Source organism: Comamonas sp. wu1-DMT (genome assembly GCF_040187805.1).
Classification (GTDB): Bacteria; Pseudomonadota; Gammaproteobacteria; order Burkholderiales; family Burkholderiaceae_C; genus Comamonas; species Comamonas thiooxydans.
In genome coordinates this window covers 40,041-57,343 of the sequence record NZ_JBANEM010000020.1, presented here as the reverse complement: position 1 = coordinate 57,343, position 17,303 = coordinate 40,041, and the positions used below count along the sequence as shown (strand labels likewise).

The 17,303-nt window shown below is 64.2% G+C and carries 18 protein-coding genes and 2 tRNA genes; 8 read left to right on the top strand and 12 right to left on the bottom strand.

The genetic code is table 11. The annotated features are described in order from the left end of the window. Positions 1 to 16 precede the first annotated feature (16 nt). On the top strand, positions 17 to 994 hold the full coding sequence (locus tag V8Z78_RS22370; protein ID WP_349732169.1) for an SMI1/KNR4 family protein: 978 nt from the start codon (positions 17 to 19) through the stop codon (positions 992 to 994). A 1-nt stretch (position 995) separates the two neighbouring features. Next, entirely contained in the window at positions 996 to 1,505 is a 510-nt protein-coding gene (locus tag V8Z78_RS22365) for an ankyrin repeat domain-containing protein (protein WP_349732168.1), read from the top strand. A 57-nt stretch (positions 1,506 to 1,562) separates the two neighbouring features. On the opposite strand, the gene V8Z78_RS22360 is transcribed toward V8Z78_RS22365, so the two are convergent. The 8 genes from V8Z78_RS22360 to V8Z78_RS22325 all read right to left on the bottom strand — a co-directional run bounded on the left by V8Z78_RS22360 (position 1,563) and on the right by V8Z78_RS22325 (position 8,972). After that, a complete protein-coding gene (locus V8Z78_RS22360; RefSeq protein WP_349732167.1) occupies positions 1,563 to 1,931 on the bottom strand; it encodes a copper-binding protein in 369 nt (122 codons plus the stop codon). 22 nt (positions 1,932 to 1,953) lie between these two features. Further along, positions 1,954 to 2,442 carry a DUF411 domain-containing protein gene (locus V8Z78_RS22355; protein ID WP_349732166.1) on the bottom strand — a complete coding sequence of 163 codons (489 nt, stop codon included), beginning with the start codon at positions 2,440 to 2,442 and terminating at the stop codon, positions 1,954 to 1,956. A 19-nt stretch (positions 2,443 to 2,461) separates the two neighbouring features. After that, on the bottom strand, positions 2,462 to 2,944 hold the full coding sequence (locus V8Z78_RS22350; protein WP_256630085.1) for a cupredoxin domain-containing protein: 483 nt from the start codon (positions 2,942 to 2,944) through the stop codon (positions 2,462 to 2,464). Between the two features lie 15 nt (positions 2,945 to 2,959). Then, complete coding sequence (locus V8Z78_RS22345; protein WP_034361657.1) at positions 2,960 to 4,366, bottom strand: multicopper oxidase family protein; 1,407 nt, start codon at positions 4,364 to 4,366, stop codon at positions 2,960 to 2,962. A 1-nt stretch (position 4,367) separates the two neighbouring features. Next, the gene (locus V8Z78_RS22340; RefSeq protein ID WP_349732165.1) at positions 4,368 to 5,801 is read right to left on the bottom strand and encodes a TolC family protein; all 1,434 of its coding nucleotides are present in this window, start codon (positions 5,799 to 5,801) and stop codon (positions 4,368 to 4,370) included. Then, positions 5,798 to 6,157, bottom strand: a complete 360-nt coding sequence (locus V8Z78_RS22335; RefSeq protein ID WP_179625824.1) for a hypothetical protein — start codon at positions 6,155 to 6,157, stop codon at positions 5,798 to 5,800. The genes V8Z78_RS22340 and V8Z78_RS22335 overlap by 4 nt, the downstream gene beginning before the upstream one ends. A gap of 114 nt (positions 6,158 to 6,271) precedes the next feature. After that, the gene (locus V8Z78_RS22330) at positions 6,272 to 6,733 is read right to left on the bottom strand and encodes a hypothetical protein (protein ID WP_046462635.1); all 462 of its coding nucleotides are present in this window, start codon (positions 6,731 to 6,733) and stop codon (positions 6,272 to 6,274) included. A gap of 103 nt (positions 6,734 to 6,836) precedes the next feature. Further along, positions 6,837 to 8,972, bottom strand: coding sequence for a heavy metal translocating P-type ATPase (locus V8Z78_RS22325; RefSeq protein WP_349732164.1), 2,136 nt, complete (start codon positions 8,970 to 8,972; stop codon positions 6,837 to 6,839). Positions 8,973 to 9,011: 39 nt separating this feature from the next. Here V8Z78_RS22325 and V8Z78_RS22320 point away from each other — a divergent pair, with 39 nt between their 5' ends. From V8Z78_RS22320 to V8Z78_RS22305, 4 genes are read left to right on the top strand one after another with little or no spacing between them, the layout of a single operon-like run. Then, complete coding sequence (locus tag V8Z78_RS22320; RefSeq protein ID WP_003063377.1) at positions 9,012 to 9,485, top strand: Cd(II)/Pb(II)-responsive transcriptional regulator; 474 nt, start codon at positions 9,012 to 9,014, stop codon at positions 9,483 to 9,485. A 57-nt stretch (positions 9,486 to 9,542) separates the two neighbouring features. Beyond that, the gene (locus V8Z78_RS22315) at positions 9,543 to 10,346 is read left to right on the top strand and encodes an MlaE family ABC transporter permease (RefSeq protein ID WP_003063374.1); all 804 of its coding nucleotides are present in this window, start codon (positions 9,543 to 9,545) and stop codon (positions 10,344 to 10,346) included. 13 nt (positions 10,347 to 10,359) lie between these two features. Then, complete coding sequence (locus V8Z78_RS22310) at positions 10,360 to 11,349, top strand: MlaD family protein (RefSeq protein WP_003063372.1); 990 nt, start codon at positions 10,360 to 10,362, stop codon at positions 11,347 to 11,349. Continuing rightward, a complete protein-coding gene (locus V8Z78_RS22305) occupies positions 11,346 to 12,050 on the top strand; it encodes a hypothetical protein (protein WP_349732163.1) in 705 nt (234 codons plus the stop codon). The genes V8Z78_RS22310 and V8Z78_RS22305 overlap by 4 nt, the downstream gene beginning before the upstream one ends. Before the next feature lie 92 nt (positions 12,051 to 12,142). On the opposite strand, the gene V8Z78_RS22300 is transcribed toward V8Z78_RS22305, so the two are convergent. After that, the gene (locus V8Z78_RS22300) at positions 12,143 to 13,180 is read right to left on the bottom strand and encodes a porin (RefSeq protein ID WP_003063368.1); all 1,038 of its coding nucleotides are present in this window, start codon (positions 13,178 to 13,180) and stop codon (positions 12,143 to 12,145) included. A 577-nt stretch (positions 13,181 to 13,757) separates the two neighbouring features. On the opposite strand from V8Z78_RS22300, the gene V8Z78_RS22295 reads away from it, so the two are divergent. Further along, a tRNA-Pro gene (locus tag V8Z78_RS22295) sits at positions 13,758 to 13,834 on the top strand. Between the two features lie 169 nt (positions 13,835 to 14,003). Beyond that, positions 14,004 to 14,080, top strand: a tRNA-Pro gene (locus V8Z78_RS22290). A 130-nt stretch (positions 14,081 to 14,210) separates the two neighbouring features. Here V8Z78_RS22290 and V8Z78_RS22285 read toward each other — a convergent pair. From V8Z78_RS22285 to fepB, 3 genes are read right to left on the bottom strand one after another with little or no spacing between them, the layout of a single operon-like run. Next, complete coding sequence (locus V8Z78_RS22285) at positions 14,211 to 15,251, bottom strand: FecCD family ABC transporter permease (protein WP_046462639.1); 1,041 nt, start codon at positions 15,249 to 15,251, stop codon at positions 14,211 to 14,213. Continuing rightward, on the bottom strand, positions 15,248 to 16,300 hold the full coding sequence (locus V8Z78_RS22280) for a FecCD family ABC transporter permease (RefSeq protein ID WP_179625881.1): 1,053 nt from the start codon (positions 16,298 to 16,300) through the stop codon (positions 15,248 to 15,250). The genes V8Z78_RS22285 and V8Z78_RS22280 overlap by 4 nt, the downstream gene beginning before the upstream one ends. Positions 16,301 to 16,303: 3 nt before the next feature. Continuing rightward, entirely contained in the window at positions 16,304 to 17,242 is a 939-nt protein-coding gene (fepB, locus tag V8Z78_RS22275) for a Fe2+-enterobactin ABC transporter substrate-binding protein (protein ID WP_349732162.1), read from the bottom strand. Between the last annotated feature and the right edge of the window lie 61 nt (positions 17,243 to 17,303).

Sequence of the window (17,303 nt, the reverse complement as noted above, 5' to 3'; positions counted from 1 at the left end):
AAAAAACACAGTCAGCATGAAAATCTTCAAAGACCTGCCTACGCTGGTACAGGCATTGCCCGAACTGGCGCTGAGCGACTGGGTGGATCTGCCCGCCGATGCCGCTGCCCAGCTCGATGCGCCACATCAGTCCCCGTCAGCAGATCTGCTAACACAGCCTGCTTTGCGCTTTGTGGCGCGCGATGCGAATGAGGTGCCGCGCATGGGCTATGTGCCGTGGATGCCGGTGGCGGTGCTCGCTCAGATGCACTGGCCTTCACCATCGGACGCGGTGGCATGGTCTTGTTTTCTGCAGGCCGAGTTCGGGCGCAGCCAGCGCTTTGTAGAAAACCATGACGTGTGGGATGAGGCCGACCTGCCCGAGCCGTATTGGCTGCCCGCCGATGCTTCGCTCGATCAGCGGCTGGCCCATTGGTATCAAGGCCTGCAGGCCCATGCCTGGATGGACGAAGAGCCGGCTCAAGTCAAGCCCTTCAGCCGGGCCGAGCTGCGCCTGTGCGAATGGCGCCTGGGTTGCGCTCTTCCCCAGTCCTTGCGTGACTATCTGTTGCAGCTCGGTGTGCTGGACTGGGCCGAGCGCTTGCTGAGTCCGCGCTTTGATCTGATGGCGCCGGATGCAGACATGGATGCCATCGGTTCGGTGCAAGTCGTGTTCCCGGGCATCGCCGATATTGTGGAGATGAGTGCGTCGCAACAGGCGCTGGCCTTGGAGGCGCAGTTGAGCGAGCTGGTGGTGTTCGGGGACTACCTGGGCAATGGCAATCTCTGGTGCTTTGACCGCTGCGATGGCTCTGTCTGGTATCTGGACCATGACAGCAGCCCCTTGCTGACCCGTATGTTCGACGATGTGGGCGACTATCTGGACGCGCTGGCCTTGATGTCGCTATGCCGCAGTCACGCCGTGGCCCAGGGGCGGGATGATGGCGATGAGCAGGCCGAAGTGCTGCTGGAAAAGCGCTTTGGGCGGGCGCTGATCAGGAAATGGATGTACTGAAATGAGTATGAAACTGCTCAAGGCCGCTGAAAAAGGCGATATTGCTGCGCTGGAGTTGCGCCTGAGGGACGGTGACGATATCGCCTATGTGCAAAAGAGCACAGGTCTCAATGCGCTGATCACTGCCCTCAATTGCGGCAATGATGCCGCGGCCCAATGGCTGGTGGAGCAAGGCAGTCCGCTGGATCAGGTGAGTCTGGCAACGGGCATGACCGCCACCGCCTGGGCGGCCTTCAACGGGCGCACAGAGATGCTGCAAGTGCTGCGGCAGGCGGGGGCCGACCTTGACAAGACCGGGGATGACAAGGGCCGCACCCCATATCTGTTGGCTGTGGACCATGGCGCGTGGGAGGCTGTGCGCTGGTTCTGGTCGGCCGGGATCGATCTTCGGCGCAGAGATGCTCAGGGTCACAATGCCTGTGATCTGCTGGTGCACAGCGGTCGTGATGTGCCCGGGGATGTACTGGAGCGCGTGGCAGGGCATGCCGCTGCACTGCCCACGGGGCGCTGACGTGACGACGATGCCATGCTTGCATGGCATCGTCATCGTCTCAACGGCGAGACTGCATCAGGACGCTGGCTGGATGAGGGTGATGATCAGCGAGCCATCCTTGTCCTCGGCGCGGAACAGCACTTTGTCACCGGCTTTGAAGTCGTTGGACTGGCTGGCGCCCGCCAGCACAAACACCATGGTCATGGGAGGCATGTCCAGGTTCTTGATTTCTTCGTGGCGAATCGTCAGCTTGCCTGTGCGCTTGTCCACGCGGGTGATTTCACCGGCAGTCAATGCATCGGCCTGAGCTGCAGGTGCGGTTGCAGAAGTGCCGGCTGCTGCGCCGTGACCGGCGTGTGCCGAGTGATCCTGCGCCAAAGCGGGAGTGATCAGCGCAAAGCCCAGGCTCAGGGCTGCCAAAGTGGTGTGAAAGAGGTTTCTCATCATGTTCTCCTGAATTGAGGGGTCAGCCGCGATAGCTGGTGAAGACCGAGGTGCTGACATCGCTGCGCATCAGGCTTTGGGTGACCAGCAGCACGTCGTAGGGGTCTTTGCGGCCGCCGTACTCGGGGCCGTCCATGCCGGGACTGCCAATGGGCATGCCCGGTACGGCGATGCCCAGCGCCTTGGGTTTTTGCTTCAGCAGCTTGTGCACATCGGCGGCAGGCACATGGCCTTCGACCAGATACCCGCCCACCAGGGCTGTATGACAGGAACCCAGGCGGGTAGGCAGGCCCAGTTTGGCGCGTACGGCGCTGTTGCCCACGTCGTGCACCTTGACGGCGAAACCAGCCTGCTCCATCAGGGCAATCCAGTCCTTGCAGCAGCCGCAGTTCGGGTCTTTCCAGACCTCCATGGCAATCTTGGCGGGAGCAGCCGCCATTGCTGGCAGCGCAGCCATGCTGGCAGCGGCGGCCAGCAGATGCAGAACGTGGCGGCGGTTGGTGCTTGTCATCGGGAATTCCTTTCTTGCGTTATTCGGTGACGGTGAAACGCCCCGTCATGCCGGCCTGGTAATGGCCGGCGATCAGGCAGGCGAAGTCGAATTCGCCTGCGCGGTTGAAGCTCCACACCATGTCTTCGGTCTGGCCTGTGGCCACATGGGCCATATAGGGTTCGGCATGTTCCATGCCGGGGTACTTGAGCATCATCTGCGCGTGCTCATCGAGCGATGCCCGGGTGCCCAGCACCATCTCGTGCATGAGAAGGCCTTTGTTGACCACGCGCAGGCGCAGGGTTTCGCCCTTTTTCACGCTGAAATGACTGGGGCTGAAGCGCATGTCGTCCGTCATCTGGATGGTGATGGTGCGCCGGGCCTCCCTGGCCTCGGCGGCAATGCCCCAGGGCTTTTGCTCCTTGATCACGGGACCGCTGGCATGGGTGCTGTTTCCATGCGCAAAACTAGCGCCAGCGCTTGCTGCCAAAGTGCAGGCAGCTATGAAATGAATAGTCTTCATGGGAGTCTCCTGGCGTCAGTGCTGGGTGTGTGCACCCGTGGCGGGGCCGGTTTCGGGTTTGCGTACGGTGGCGGCACCGGGGGCGGTGCCGGGCGTGCTTTGGCGGGGGGCCTTGGCATCGAAAGGTGCGCCCTGCCATTCATAGGCACGGGTCCCTTTGGGCTGCTGGTACCAGCCGGGGTCCTTGTAGTCGTTGGCACCCAGGTTTTTGCGTACCTTGAAGCTGGTGAACATCCCGCCCATTTCGATGGGGCCGTAAGGGCCCTGGCCGGTCATCATGGGGAAGGTGTTGTCGGGCAAAGGCATTTCCATGGCGCCCATATCGCCCATGCCGCGCTCGCCCATCAGCATGTAGTCGGGCACGATCTTCTGGATCTTGCCCACCAGGCCGCGGTGGTCCACGCCGATCATGGTGGGCACGTCGTGACCCATGGCGCCCATGGTGTGGTGGCTCTTGTGGCAGTGGAAAGCCCAGTCGCCGGGCTCGTCGGCAATGAATTCCACCTGGCGCATCTGGCCCACGGCCACATCCGTTGTCACCTCGGGCCAGCGGGCGGACTTTGGAACGGGGCCGCCATCGGTGCCCGTGACCTCGAACTCATGGCCGTGGATATGGATGGGGTGGTTGGTCATGGTCAGATTGCCCACGCGGATGCGCACCTTGTCGCCCTGACGAGCCACCAGTGGGCTGATGGCGGGGAAGGCGCGGCTGTTGAAAGTCCAGATATTGAAATCCGTCATCTCGTTGATGCGCGGTGTCATGGTGCCGGGCTCGACCGCATAGGCGCTGAGCAGGAAGGCATAGTCGCGCTGCACCTTGTCGATCAGCGGGTGGGCTGTCTTGGGGTGGGTGATCCACAAGCCCATCATGCCCATGGCCATCTGCACCATCTCATCCGAATGCGGGTGGTACATGAAGGTGCCGGGGCGGCGCGCCTCGAACTCATAGACGAAGGTCTTGCCCGGCGGGATGTGGGGCTGGTTCAGCCCGCCCACACCGTCCATGCCATTGGGCAGACGCTGGCCATGCCAGTGGATGGTGGTGCTCTCGGGCAGGCGGTTGGTGACGAAGATGCGCACCTTGTCGCCTTCCACCACTTCGATCGTGGGGCCCGGCGACTGGCCGTTGTAGCCCCACATATTGACGAAAAATCCGGGCGCCACCTCGCGCACCACGGGCTCGGCCACGAGGTGGAACTCCTTGACGCCCGCATTCATGCGCCAGGGCGTGGTCCAGCCGTTGAGCGTGACCACGGGTTGGTAGGGGCGACCGTTGGGCGGCGTCAAAGGCGCAGCCGTGTCGGCGCTGCCTTGCATGACGGGCTCGGGCAGGGCCGCCATGGCAACCCGGCTGACGGCCATTGAAGTTGTGGCGGCTGCCACTGCAGTGGCAGCGCCAGTGAAAAAGGATCGGCGTTGCATATCAGTGACCTGCTTCGGCTTGTGCAGCGGGCGCTGCGCTGGTGTTGACGGTGGGGGTGGTTCCTGGCGATGTGCCTGTCAGGGCCAGGCGCAGATCGGTCTCGGCCAGCCAGAAGTCGCGCTGTGCCTCGGTGGCGGTCACCACCGCTTGCGTGGTGCTGCGGGCCTGGGCCAACAACTGCCACACACTCATGAACATGCCGTTGTAGCGGTAGACGGTTTCTTCCTGCATCAGCTTGGCCAAGGGCAGAACCTCGGCCTGCTGCTGCTGGGCCAGGTCGTAAGCCGTGCGGTAGGCCAGCCAGTTGCTGCGGGCTTCGCTGCGTGCGCGTATGGCGTTGTCTCGCAGCAGCGATGCGCTGCGCAGCACCTGGTTGCGTGCCATGCCGCGCGCGGCAAAGCCCCAGTCAAACAGCGGCAGCGGCACGTCGAACTCCCAGCCCTGGGTCTTGTCGCTGTGGCCGGTGGCGCGTTCAGTACTGGTGTTGTTGCTGTAGCTGGCGCCGATATCACCAAAGATGGTGCCAATCGTGGCCCAGCCCTGGCGGCCGGCGGTCACATCAAGGTCGCGGCGCAGAGCGCCCAGATCCAGCCGCTGACGCAGGGCGGTGGCTTCGGCGTCATCGCCGCCGCGCAGCTCGGTGGCTTTGGGCAAGGCGGGCAGTTGCTCGGGCAGCTTGTAGGCCAACTGCTCGCCCCACAGACCCATGCGGCGGGCCAGCTGCTCGCGTTCCAGCTGGGCGTTCAGACGCGCGCGTGCCAGCTGGGCGGAGGCCTGCTGCTGCTGGGCCAGTTCTCTGGCCTGGTCCATCTTGCTGAAGTTGCCGACCTGGGCCATGCGGCGTGCCAGCTCGCCGCCCAAGGCCGCTGCCTCGTGCATGCGTTCGTTGGCGGCCAGAGCCTGCTCGGCTGCCACGGTGCGCAGCCACGCGCGGCGTGTGTCGGAGGCCAGCAGCAGCACCTGCTGGGCGGCCGTCAGCGTGGCCTGTTCCATCTGCCAGCCCTGCCAGCGGCTGCGCCAGGGCAGGGTGATGAGCTGAACCAGCCCAAAGCTGAGCTGGCGTTCAATCTCGCGCTCGTGGCCGTTGCGAAAGCGGCCGAAGGTAAAGCTGGGGTTGGGCAGTGTCAGCACTTGCACGCGCTGCGCGTCGGCAATGCCAAGCTGCGCCAGCTGGGCCTGCAGACCGGGGTTGTTGAGCAGGGCGATGCGCACGGCGGTGTCGGCATCGACAGGGGCTTTGAGCCAGTCGGCAATCTGGGTCTGCGCATCCTGCAGGGCTTGCGCGTCCGGCGACGGCAGTTGTGCACCCGCGGGCAGCCTGCCTTCGGTATGTCTGGCCACGTTGCCGCGCAGTCCGTCGGGCGAGATGCTGGCGCAGCCAGCCAGCGCCAGTGCGGCGAGCAATGGCGCGGCTTTGAATGCAAGGCGCTTCATGGCTGGACTCCGTGATGGTGCTGATGTGCGGGCGCACCGCTGTCCGGGGCTGGGCCGGAGGCATTGCCCTGGGATTTTTCCCACCTGAGCACATCGCCATGGCCGCGCGGGAACTCGCCCACGGCAGCATTGGCGGCCTTCCAGTCGCCGGGTTGGCTCACGATGGCAGCACCGGCCGCGAGTGGCCGATGCTGCAGCGCCAGCGTAGGAGCGTCGGGATCGAAAACGCGGTTGCCCTTGGCTGGGGATTGGGCGGCCGGGGGAGCCAGCTCGGGCGTCTGGGCCAGGACTGGCGGGCTGACGCCGGCCATGAGCAAAGCCATGGCTGTCAAAGAAAGAGGATGCGCGTGGCGCATAGAGGATTCCTGTCGTCTAAAACCGGGAGAAGGTCCGCAGTCTTGAGCGTTTGACGGCTCGAAACTAGACAGCTAGCACGTGGCTGCTATCAAAATGCGGACGCACCTAGGGCGTCAGAGCGCAGAAATCGGTGGTTTGACGAGGTCGGCAGGCGCGGCGCTGGCAAAGCGCGCTGCACCATGGGCCGGCTGGGCGGCCAGAGGGAGGCTGGAGTGAAGTGTCAGCAATTCGGGGTTGGCCAGCGTCGAGTGGCAGATGCCGCAGGCCGTGCAATGGCCTTCATGCTGGTGGCAGTCGCTGTCGGCGGCATTGGCGCTGCAGCTGACGGCCCCTGCAGGGCCTGCCTTGTGGGACGCGGCCATGTCGTGATGCGGCTGTGCGTCGGCCGTGAGGCTTGCATGCGCGTGGTGCGAAGCCTCTGCCATGGCGGCCACTTCGTCCAGGCTTTGCGTCTGCACCAGCGCATGTCCCATGTGATGGGCCTGGTTGGTGTTCTGCTCCATGGCCATGGCATCGCCTGCCAGGCCACGCAGGGCCAGCAGCAAAATCATGAACAGAGAGAAAAAGCGACGCATGGGGTGAATGATAGCGAAGGGCGGGTTTAGTTCCCCGCCCGGTGCAGTAAATCGTAAATTAGATAGCTGCTTGCGCTTGCCTATCAAGGGTTAAGGTCGAATTTCATGTGTTTTCAGGCCTGTTCCCCCAATGGCGCAGGCGCAGGCCATTGGCGACCACCAGCAGGCTCACGCCCATATCGGCCAGCACGGCCAGCCACATGCTGGCATTGCCGCTGACGGCCAGAATGAAGAAGGCCAGCTTGATGCCCAGGGCCAAGCTGATGTTCTGCCAGAGCACGCTGTGCGCGCGCTGCGAGAGATCGACCACCTCGGGGATGCGGCGCAGGTCGTCGTTCATGAGCACCACATCGGCGGTCTCCATGGCCATGTCGGTGGCATGCATGCCGCCCATGGCAAAGCCTATATCGGCCTGGGCCAGCGCCGGCGCGTCGTTGATGCCGTCGCCTGTCATGGCCGTGGGGCCGATGTCGCGCTGCAGCTCGCTCAGGGTCTTGAGCTTGTCCTCGGGCAGCATATTGCCGCGTGCATCGCTGATGCCTGCTTCCGCGGCCACCGTGCGCACGGTGGCGCTGTTGTCGCCGCTGAGCACAATGGGTTTGACACCAAGCGCCTGCAACTGGGCCACGGCCGCCTTGGCCTGCGGGCGCAGCGGGTCGGCCACGGCAAACAGCGCCTGCACGCCCTGTTCATTGGCCAGCAGGGTGACGGTGCGGCCCTGTTGCTCCTGCAGCATCAGCGCGGCCTGGAGTTCGGCACTGTCCCAGCCTTGCTCGCCCACCCAGCGCAGATTGGCCAGCGTCCAGCGTTCACCGTCGATCTGGGCCTGCACGCCGCGGCCGGGCAGGGCTTGCAATTGCTGTGCTTCGGCAAAGTCCTTGCCGACCTGGGTCTCCAGCCCCTGGGCAATCGCGCGCGATACCGGGTGGTCGGAGCGCGATGCCAGAGCATAGGCGCGGGCTGCGGCTTCATCGCCGCTCGCAGCATTCCAGTTCTGCCAGTCCACCAGCTTGGGTGAGCCCGTGGTCAGCGTGCCGGTCTTGTCGAGTGCGATGGCCTTGAGCTGGCGAGCCGATTCCAGTGCGCTGCCTCCCTTGATGAGAATACCGCGCTTGGCAGCAGCCGTGAGCGCGCTGACCACGGTGACCGGGGTGGACAGGACCAGGGCACAGGGGCAAGCGATGACCAGCAGGGCCAGGGCCTGGTAAGCGGCCTGATGCCAGCTCCAGTCCAGCAGCCAGGGCGCGAGCAGGCCCAGGGCAATCGCCAGCACCAGCACGATGGGGGTGTAGACCTCGGCGAAGCGGTCGACAAAGCGCTGTGTGGGAGCCTTGGAGGACTGCGCCTGCTCCACGGCATGGACGATGCGCGCAATCAGGCTGTCGCTGGCCGGTGCAGTTACACGCAGGTGCAACTCGCCGTCCTGGTTGATGGAGCCTGCATACAGCTCGTCGCCCGGGCCTTTGTGCGCCAGCGCGCTCTCGCCCGTGATGGGGGCCTGATTGACCGAGCTTTGGCCCTCGGTGACCAGGCCGTCGAGTGGGACGCGAGCGCCTGGCGTCACACGCAGCACGGCGCCCAAAGGCACCTCGCTGGCGGCCATGCGCTGGGTGCTGCCGTCGGGCTGCAGCACATCGGCGGTCTCTGGCGCCAGCTGCAGCAGATTGCGGATGGCCAGGCGGGCCTTGTCCATGGCCTGGTCTTCGATGCGCTCGGCCGCCGCATAGAGCGCCATGACCATGGCAGCTTCGGGCCACTGGCCGATGATGAAGGCGCCCGTGACGGCCACGGCCATCAGGGCATGAATGCCGAGCTTGAAGCGCAGCACATCCTTGAGGCCGGCCTTGTAGACGCCCAGGCCCGACAGCGCTATGCCCAGCACGGCCAGCGCCATGCCCAGATATTGAAGCGTGGGGTTGGCGCCGTCGCCGCCAAACCAGTGGCAGGCCTCTGCCGCCAGAGCTGCGGCCAGAGCGGCATAGATGCGCGGCCAGCCGGGCAGCACGCCATGGTCGTGAGCATGGTCATGACCGTCACCCTCATCGTGAGCCTGGCTCTTGGCTGGCTCGCTGATGGAAAACGGTGCGCAGCAGCCGGTTCCGCAGGCCGATGTGGCTGTGGCGGCAATAGGTTTCGACGTGGCTGGCACATGTTCATGCGGATGAGCATGATCGTGATCGTGTGAATGACCATTGTGGCCGCCGCCATGGGCGTGGGTGGACAGGCTTTCTTGCTTCATGGCAGTATTGAAAACAATAAAGTCACTTCAAGGTCAAGCATGTCCCTCGATTCGCACGATATTCCGCGCTGGCGCATTGGCGAGGCAGCCAAACGTTCCGGCATTGCTGCGGCCAATATCCGCTACTACGAAAAGGAGCAACTGCTCTCGCCCGGCATGCGCGAGGACAATCAGTACCGGCTCTACACCGATGGCGATGTTCACAGGCTGCGTTTTATTCGGCTGTGCCGGGCCATGGATATGTCGCTCGACGAAGTGCGTACCCTGCTGGCGCTCGATGGTGCGCGCAAGGCCGATTGCGTGGCTGCCAACAAAACCCTGGACGCCCATCTGGGTCATGTGCGCGAGCGGCTGGCCGAGCTGCAGGCTCTGGAGCATGAGCTCATGCAGCTGCGCAGCCAGTGCGACGGCTCGGACAGCTTTTGTCACATCATCGAGGCCTTGCATGCACAGGCCGATGAGCCCTTGCCCGAAGGCTTGCAGGGCAGTGCTGCGGCAAAGCGCCATGTCTGACAGGCGGCAACCGTGGCGGCTGCGCCCGTACCCTAAAGTGGACGCTATCATTCCTGCATGAGCTGGAGTGAAACCACCATCAAGCTGCCGGGGCGGATCTGGGCCGCGCTGGGCGCGCAGGCCCTGGCGTGGTGGCGCAGCATTTATCTGACAGCCGTGCTGTTGGTGCTGGTCATGTCGCCATCCAGCTACCAGAAGCACGGGCGGGCCATGCTGGCCCAGCAGATGTTTGCGCAGACCGCCCCCATACTCACAGGTTTTACCGCGCTGGCGGCCTTGTTGTGTGCGGTGATTGCGCGCATCGTCATTGTTACCGCACAAAGTTACGGTCTGTCGCGCTATGCGCTGGATCTGGTGGTGCGAGTGATGGTGATCGAGCTGATACCGCTGACGGCCGCACTGTTTGTGGCCATGCGCTGCACCATTCCGGCCGGCGTGCAGGTGGTGCAGATGCGTATGCAGGGCCAGCTCGCGAAGTGGAAGACGCAAGGCATTGATCCTGTCCGTGCGGCACTGGTGCCGCGCGCTGCGGCGGGCGTGTTTGCGGCCGTCACGCTGGCTGCGCTCAGCTGCATCGTGGCCTTGGTCACCGTGTATCTGAGCGTCTATGGCTTCAGTCTGGCCGGGTTTGCTGCCTACACGCGCATCTTCGGCCAGATCTTCACGCCGTCGCTGACGCTGGTGTTTGTGCTCAAGACCTGGTTTTTCAGCCTCACGGTGGCCGTCATGCCGCTGGCCTCTGCCATGTACACGCCTGTTGCGCGGCACAGGCAGGGTGGGGCGGAGCTGGGTGGCTTTGCACGCATGTTTGCCGTGTTGCTCCTGATCGAGGTGATCTCGCTCATGGGCAACTATTACTGAAAAGGATGGAGCCATGAGCGAAACGCGTATGGCCGAGGAGCAACTGATCGACGAGGAGTTGCTCAGCCTCAAACCCGTCGCACATCTGCGTGCCAAGGCAGCCGCGCTGCTGGCGCTGACCCTGGTCTTGATTCTGAGTGCTGCCGCTTATCTGCTCTACGCGCGTGGAGTGTTCGAGCCCACGCAGCGTCTGGTGCTGACGGCCGATGACTCCGAGGGCGTGATCGTGGGCATGGACATGACGTTCTCGGGCTTTCCCATAGGCCGCGTGCGCAAGATAGAGCTGGCCGAGGACGGCTCGGTTCGCATTCTGGTCGATGTGACCGAAAAGGATGCCCACTGGCTGCGCCAGTCCAGCGTGTTCACGCTGGTCAAGGGACTGGTGGGCGGCACCACCATCAAGGCCTATACCGGCATGCTGGGCGATGCGCCACTGCCGCCGGATTCCGTGCGGCCCGTGCTCAGCGGCGACGCCACGGCAGAGCTGCCCCAGATCATCAATTCCGCCAAGGAGGTGCTGGCCAATGTGGCGGCACTGACCGCCACGGATTCGGCATTGGGCGGATCACTGGCCGAAGTGCGCAAGCTGGCCGAGCGCATGCAGGGCCAGGGCGGGGTTCTCGGAGCGGTGCTGGGCAGCGACGAGGAAGCGAAGAAGGTCGGCCAGATGCTGGAGCGCGCCAACTCCCTGCTCGGACGCATGGACCGCATGGTGGCGCGCGCCGACAGCCAGGTCTTTGATGCGAATGGCGTGATGCCTCAGGTCAAGGCCACCATGGAGCAGCTCAACGGCTTGCTGGCCGATACGCGCAAAAGCATGGCCAAGGTCGATGCCGTACTGGCCGATATGCAGGTGGTGGGCAGCAATGCCCGCGAGGCCTCGACCGACTTGGGTGCGCTGCGCGCCGAGGTCGAAAGCAATCTGCTGAGGCTGGAGTCTGTGCTCAACGATCTGCAGCGCAAATGGCCGTTTTCCCACAAGCCGGAGTTGAAGCTGCCATGACGCAAAAAATCAACCAAAAGCAGACTCTGGGTCAATGTGGGAAAGTGATAGCTGCTATATCCGTCATGGCGATTTCGGCCTGTGGCAACCAAGCCCCGGCACCGGATTGGGCCTTGAGTGCCGAAGCTGCGGCGCAAAAAGCTACTCAGGCCTATTTGCAAGGGCATCAGCGCGTGGAGGCGCTGCAGTGGCAGAAGGCGCGTGATGCAGTGGCAAGCACCGGCCAGCCCGCGCAGGCCGCCAAGCTGGAGCTGATGCGCTGCGCGGCGCAGGTGGCCAGCCTGGACTGGAACAGCTGCCCGACCTATGAGGCGCTGGCGCAGGATGCGGGCAAGCCAGAGCAGGCCTATGCCCGCTATCTGCAGGCGAGTCCACAAGCGGGTGATATAGAGCTTTTGCCCGAGGCGCAGCGCGGCGTGGCGCGGCAGTTGCTCGGCGGCGGAACAGGTGTAGCCGCTGTGGCCGAGATCAAGGATCCGCTATCGAGACTGGTGGCTGCGGGTGTGCTGCTGCGTGGCGGCGCTGCGGTGCCTGACCTACTGCGGCAAGGCGTCGATACCGCTTCGGAGCAAGGCTGGCGCAGGCCTTTGATGGCCTGGCTTCTGCTGCAACTCAAGGCAGCGCAGCAGGGCGGCGATGTGGAAAAGCAGGCGCAGCTGCAGCGTCGGCTGAAGCTTCTGGAGACATCCGCACCCAAGTGAATAGGCCGGCCACCGGATTGAAAATGAAAAAGCGAGGCCTGAGCCTCGCTTTTGAGTGGATGGCGAGCCAGAGGCTCGCTCAAACCCGGTGCTTAGAAGCGGTGACGGATACCGGCGATCAGGCTGGTGCCGGTCTTGGGATTGGCATCGGTCACGCGGTCATACATCAGAGCGGTGTAGACATCGGTGCGCTTGGACAGGAAGTGGTCGTAGCCCAGGGTCGCTGTGGTGCGGGTGGCGTCGGTGGCCGCTTCGTACTTGGTGCGGGCCACGGCGGCCTTGACAGTACCGGGGGTACCGGAGACAGGAATGTCCAGACCCAGCGAGTAGGTCTTGCTCTTGCTATCCAGATCCTTGACCTTGGCCTGGCCGTAGGTGGCGTAGAGCTTCACGACGTTGAAGTTGTAGCTGCCGCCGACCATCCAGTCGCTCTTGGTGGGCATGACTGTGCCGCTGCCGGGGTTGGTGATCTGGTCGCGCTCGTAGAAGGCCGTCAGGCTCAGAGGACCGTTGAAGTACAGGGCGTTCACGCCGACGTTCTTCTTGCTCTTGTTGCCAGGAGTCGTTTGCTCGCCGAACTGGTAGTAGACATTGGCAGTCAGACCGCCGAAGCTAGGTGTCGTGTAGACCAGCATATTGCTCCAGCCGGTGTCGGCGGGCGTTGTCAGGCGGTTGCCGCCCCAGGCTGCGGTGGGCGTGTTCGCGTGCAGCACCAGAGGCGAGATGGTGAACGAATCGCCGAAGGGGTTGGTCAGAATGGTGGGCAGGAAGTTGGGCGCCTTGTCGCGGCCCAGGCCGATGCGGCCGAAATTGCCGTTCAGGCCGATGTTGGCATCGCGCGAGAAAAAGGTATCGCCGGGGAAGCGGCCGGGTTCACCCGTGTCCATGCGCATGAAGGCGGTGAGGTTGAAATCGACCTTCAGGCCGCCGCCCAGGTCTTCCGTGCCCTTCAGGCCCCACCAGGAAGTGGTCATGCCGCCGGAGCCGACAACGCCCTTGCGATCCTGGCCGGCCATTTTGACCGAGCCGGCATACATATCGGCCAGTCCGGTCAGTTGCACATTGCTCTGGGCAAAAGCGGCGCCGGAGCAGGCCAGGGCTGCAGCCATGGCGATAAAAGCAGTCTTCATGAGTGTCCTCTCGAGTTAGATATTGGATTTACGTTTTGAAATATAGCGGGGGTTTGTATACAGCTTGCTCTGCAGTTCCGCGGATGCCGATGAAATCATCTTTTCAGCGATATGACAGTGGTTTTTTTACCTCAAGGACTCAGGGAAATCTCTTGTGTGCACCGTGTTGGTGCTATCAATATTGCCGTGCAAAGCGGCTGGGTGAAGCCAGCTGAGCGAGAGTGAGTACTGAGGGTTTCGTGATCAAGGAATAACAGTCATTCCTGGTGGACCAGGTTTGATCAGGAGGTTCGGGGATGACAGCGTCAGCGGATGGAACAGGAGTGACTCGGCGATGGATGCCTGCCTGGAATCGCTGAAGCGCCCACTCTTGTCGTTCCTTTGGGCAGCCTTGGTCAGGCCCTGCGCAGGGCTCGCGATTGGCCGGAGTGTGCTGTGCGTGCTGAGCGCTTATGCGGCCGGGTGTGCGTTGATATCAGGCCTGCAGCTTTCAGCACCAGTTCGATACTTTTTTGAAAAAAGTGCGCGTTTTCCCCGGGGAGGGTGTTTTTCCTCCCTATAATTCATCCCATCGACACGGAATGTAGCGCAGCCTGGTAGCGCACTTGCATGGGGTGCAAGGGGTCGCGAGTTCGAATCCCGCCATTCCGACCAAATTGAAAAGGCCTGTGATGAAAATCACAGGCCTTTTTCAATGTCGCTGCGAGGTTTGCTATGAAACCTGCAGCGCCAGATGACCGTCGTGGCTGATAATCGAGCAACTGCTTGAGTTGCAGCCTTCCCAAAAGATGGTCGAAAATCGGTTACAATAGCGTCATCGACACGGAATGTAGCGCAGCCTGGTAGCGCACTTGCATGGGGTGCAAGGGGTCGCGAGTTCGAATCCCGCCATTCCGACCAATCTAAAAGGGCTCCTAACTGTAAAGTTAGGAGCCCTTTTTCTATCCAGATCGCATGATGTCGTACGACTATTCAGGGCGATGGCTCGAAGAGAGATAGAAGTGCGGTCTCAACCTCTGCTGTCGCACTCCTAGCCTTTGCGGGAACGAAAAAGCAGCCACAGCAGATACACCCCACCCAGCAAGCCCGTCACCAGCCCAATAGGCAGATGCAGGCGCACCGGCGCCCACTGGCTGAGCAGGTCGGCCGCCAGCAGCAGTACGGCGCCCATGGCTGCGGCCGTGAACAGAGGTACATCAGGTGACAGGCCCAGGCGCCTGGCCACCTGGGGCGCTGCCAGCGCGATGAACGCGATGGGCCCGGCCGCCGCCGTGGCGATGGCCGTCAGGGCAACGGCGCACATCACCATGATCAGCCGGGTGCGCGCTACGTTGACGCCGAGCTGGGTGGCGGCGTCATCGCCCAGTTCCAGAAGGTTGATGCGGCGGGCACACAGCAGCACGACCGGCACGATGGCGACGAAGCTGAATGCGGCTGGCACGACATGCGCCCAGGTCCGCGCACTGAGCGAGCCGGCCAGCCAGCGCTGTGCGGAGACGGCCCGGTCCAGATCGCCCATGACCAGCAGGATGGTGTTCAGGCCCGAGAGCGTGGCCCCTACGCCTATGCCCACCAGCACCAGCCGGTAGCCCCCTGCCACGCGCCGGCCGCTGGACAGCGCGAGCACCACCGCCGCCGTGGCCATGCCCGACAGCACGGCGGCTAGCGATATCCACAGTGGCCCGGCATCGCCCAGTACGATCAGCGCAATTGCCCCGCTGGCTGCGCCCGTGGTGAAGCCGATCACGTCCGGCGAGCCCAGCGCATTGCGGGAGACGGACTGGAAGATGGCACCGGCCATGCCCAGCGCCGCACCCACGAAGACCGCCGTGAGCACGCGCGGCAGCCGCACGCGCAGAACCACGCGCTCGGCGGCGGGGTTGGCGCCCGTGCCCAGCAGACTGTCCAGCACCTCGGTCGGACTCAGCGACAGGGTTCCCGTGCCCAGCAGCAACACACCCAGCATCAGGGTCAGCACGACCAGTGCCATGCCCACGGCCAGCGGCCTTGGCCGCCAGCGGAACGAATATGGGCCCCAGCGCAGTACCGAAGTCTTCACGGACGCCTTCATAGCCTGCTCAACCGGTTTCTGCACGCCACCCAGACAAAGAACGGCCCGCCGATCAGGCAGGCGACGATGCCCGCAGCCACTTCGGCAGGCGCTGCGACGACGCGGCCGAGCACGTCGGCACCCAGCAGCAGCACTGCAGCGTAGAGCGCGGACAGCGGCAGGATCCAGCGGTAGTTGGGCCCGGACGAGAGGCGGGCCAGATGCGGGGCCACCAGGCCGACGAAGGCGATAGGACCCACGGCTGCCGTGGCTGCACCGGCCAGCAGCATGACCGCCAGGCAGGCCAGTTGAGCGGTGGCGCGGACATTGACGCCCAGCGCCAGGCCCAGGTCATGGCCCAGCGCCATGGCGTTGAGCTGGCCGACAATGGACCAGGCCGCCGCCAGCCCCGCCGCCACGGCGGCCACCAGCACGGCGGCGCCGGCGTAGCCGCTGCCCTCCAGTGAACCGGCCGCCCAGTGTCGGAAGCCGTCAAAGACTTCCGGGGGCGCATTGAGCAGGATGATGCCCGCGCTGGAGGTGAGCATGACGGACAGGCCGGCCCCGGCCAGCACCAGGCGCACGGGGTGCGTGCCCGCCCCCCGGGACTGACCGAACGCGAAGACGGCCGCGCCGGCCAGCCCCGCTCCCGCAAAGGCGCACCAGACATACTGGGCCACGGTTGTCAGGTCGAGGGCCGTCATGCCGATCAGCACGGCCAGGGCTGCGCCGGCATTGACACCCAGCAGGCCCGGCTCGGCCAGGGGATTGCGGGTCACGGCCTGCATGAGCGCGCCAGCAACGCCCAGGGCCATGCCGGCCAGGATGGCAACCACGGTACGCGGCACACGCAGCAGGCTGACGACCAGGTGCCGGTCATCGCCCAGGTCGGGCGCGCGCAGCGCGGCGAGGATATCGGCCAGCGCGATGTCGCGCGAGCCCACGGTGATACTGAGCACGGCGACGATACCCAGGGCCAGCGTGCCGCCCGCCAGGCTCAGGCTGCGCCTGCGGCGCAGGTGCGAGTGTGGAGCGGGCCGAGCTAGCGCGCTCTGGAGCAATGCGCGCATGGCTCAGTGGAAATGGCTGGCCACTGCATCGACCATCTGTTGCCCGGAGTAGTAGTCGATGCGAAACGATGTCGGCCCCAGCGAATAGACGCGCCGACCGGCGACGGCGGGAAGGTTGGCCAGCAGCGGGTCGTCCAGGAAGGCCTGGACATCGCTTTGCGAGGCACCCAGCAGAAAGACGGCATCCCCGGTGATGGCGGCCGACAGGTTTTCGCGGGAAATGAATTCAAAGTCCGAGGAACGCGTCACCTGAGCGGCCAGCGTGGGCGGAAGGCCTTCCACCTTGAAGCCCAGCGCGGCCAGCAGTCGTGCATGCGGGCTGGCGGCTCGGCCTATTGAGTAGCTGCCGGCCAGGTTGTAGGCGACGATGCTGACCGGCTTGGCGGGAGGCGTGATGGATGCGGCGGCCTGGGCGACGTGGGCATCGAAGCGGGCAATCGCCGCCGCAGCCTCCTTCGTGCGACCGGTGATGCTGCCCAACTGCGTGGCGATGTCCTGCCAGGACTGGCTGGAGTAGTCGACCATGACCATGGGAACGCCCTGGGCCTGCAGCTCGGAACGGTGCTGGGCCACGCTGTCGGCGCCGGTGGCAGAGGCCACCAGCAGATCAGGGTTGGCGCCCAGGACGGCTTCGATGTCGAACTGCAGGTTGCGGTAGAGCACCTGTACGCCACGCTCGTCGGCAACGTGGGCCCATTGCGAGAAAAAGCCCTTGTCATCGGTCAACCGGCTGGGCGTGGTGGCTGCGGTTGCCGCCACGGGGGCATCGATGGCCAACAGGATGCCCGTCACGCTGGGCGAGGTGGACACGATGCGCTGCGGTAGAGAAGCCTGCTGCGTGGCGCCGGCTTCGTGGACGGCGTTGCGCTGCATGAGCGCGATACCGGCCAGCACGGACAGTGCCGCAGCCGCCCCCAGGGCGGTAAGTTTTAGTCTGTTCATATCGATCTGACCGTGACAGGGCCGAGTACATCAAGGTCAAGGTTCTTCAGGGTGTTCCTCA

Bases quoted from the DNA above. Each gene is read 5' to 3' on its own strand.
- V8Z78_RS22370 (WP_349732169.1), top strand. From the start codon at position 17: ATGAAAATCTTCAAAGACCTGCCTACGCTGGTACAGGCATTGCCCGAA.
- V8Z78_RS22365 (WP_349732168.1), top strand. From the start codon at position 996: ATGAGTATGAAACTGCTCAAGGCCGCTGAAAAAGGCGATATTGCTGCG.
- V8Z78_RS22360 (WP_349732167.1), bottom strand. From the start codon at position 1,931: ATGAGAAACCTCTTTCACACCACTTTGGCAGCCCTGAGCCTGGGCTTT.
- V8Z78_RS22355 (WP_349732166.1), bottom strand. From the start codon at position 2,442: ATGACAAGCACCAACCGCCGCCACGTTCTGCATCTGCTGGCCGCCGCT.
- V8Z78_RS22350 (WP_256630085.1), bottom strand. From the start codon at position 2,944: ATGAAGACTATTCATTTCATAGCTGCCTGCACTTTGGCAGCAAGCGCT.
- V8Z78_RS22345 (WP_034361657.1), bottom strand. From the start codon at position 4,366: ATGCAACGCCGATCCTTTTTCACTGGCGCTGCCACTGCAGTGGCAGCC.
- V8Z78_RS22340 (WP_349732165.1), bottom strand. From the start codon at position 5,801: ATGAAGCGCCTTGCATTCAAAGCCGCGCCATTGCTCGCCGCACTGGCG.
- V8Z78_RS22335 (WP_179625824.1), bottom strand. From the start codon at position 6,157: ATGCGCCACGCGCATCCTCTTTCTTTGACAGCCATGGCTTTGCTCATG.
- V8Z78_RS22330 (WP_046462635.1), bottom strand. From the start codon at position 6,733: ATGCGTCGCTTTTTCTCTCTGTTCATGATTTTGCTGCTGGCCCTGCGT.
- V8Z78_RS22325 (WP_349732164.1), bottom strand. From the start codon at position 8,972: ATGAAGCAAGAAAGCCTGTCCACCCACGCCCATGGCGGCGGCCACAAT.
- V8Z78_RS22320 (WP_003063377.1), top strand. From the start codon at position 9,012: ATGTCCCTCGATTCGCACGATATTCCGCGCTGGCGCATTGGCGAGGCA.
- V8Z78_RS22315 (WP_003063374.1), top strand. From the start codon at position 9,543: ATGAGCTGGAGTGAAACCACCATCAAGCTGCCGGGGCGGATCTGGGCC.
- V8Z78_RS22310 (WP_003063372.1), top strand. From the start codon at position 10,360: ATGAGCGAAACGCGTATGGCCGAGGAGCAACTGATCGACGAGGAGTTG.
- V8Z78_RS22305 (WP_349732163.1), top strand. From the start codon at position 11,346: ATGACGCAAAAAATCAACCAAAAGCAGACTCTGGGTCAATGTGGGAAA.
- V8Z78_RS22300 (WP_003063368.1), bottom strand. From the start codon at position 13,180: ATGAAGACTGCTTTTATCGCCATGGCTGCAGCCCTGGCCTGCTCCGGC.
- V8Z78_RS22285 (WP_046462639.1), bottom strand. From the start codon at position 15,251: ATGAAGGCGTCCGTGAAGACTTCGGTACTGCGCTGGGGCCCATATTCG.
- V8Z78_RS22280 (WP_179625881.1), bottom strand. From the start codon at position 16,300: ATGCGCGCATTGCTCCAGAGCGCGCTAGCTCGGCCCGCTCCACACTCG.
- fepB (WP_349732162.1), bottom strand. From the start codon at position 17,242: ATGAACAGACTAAAACTTACCGCCCTGGGGGCGGCTGCGGCACTGTCC.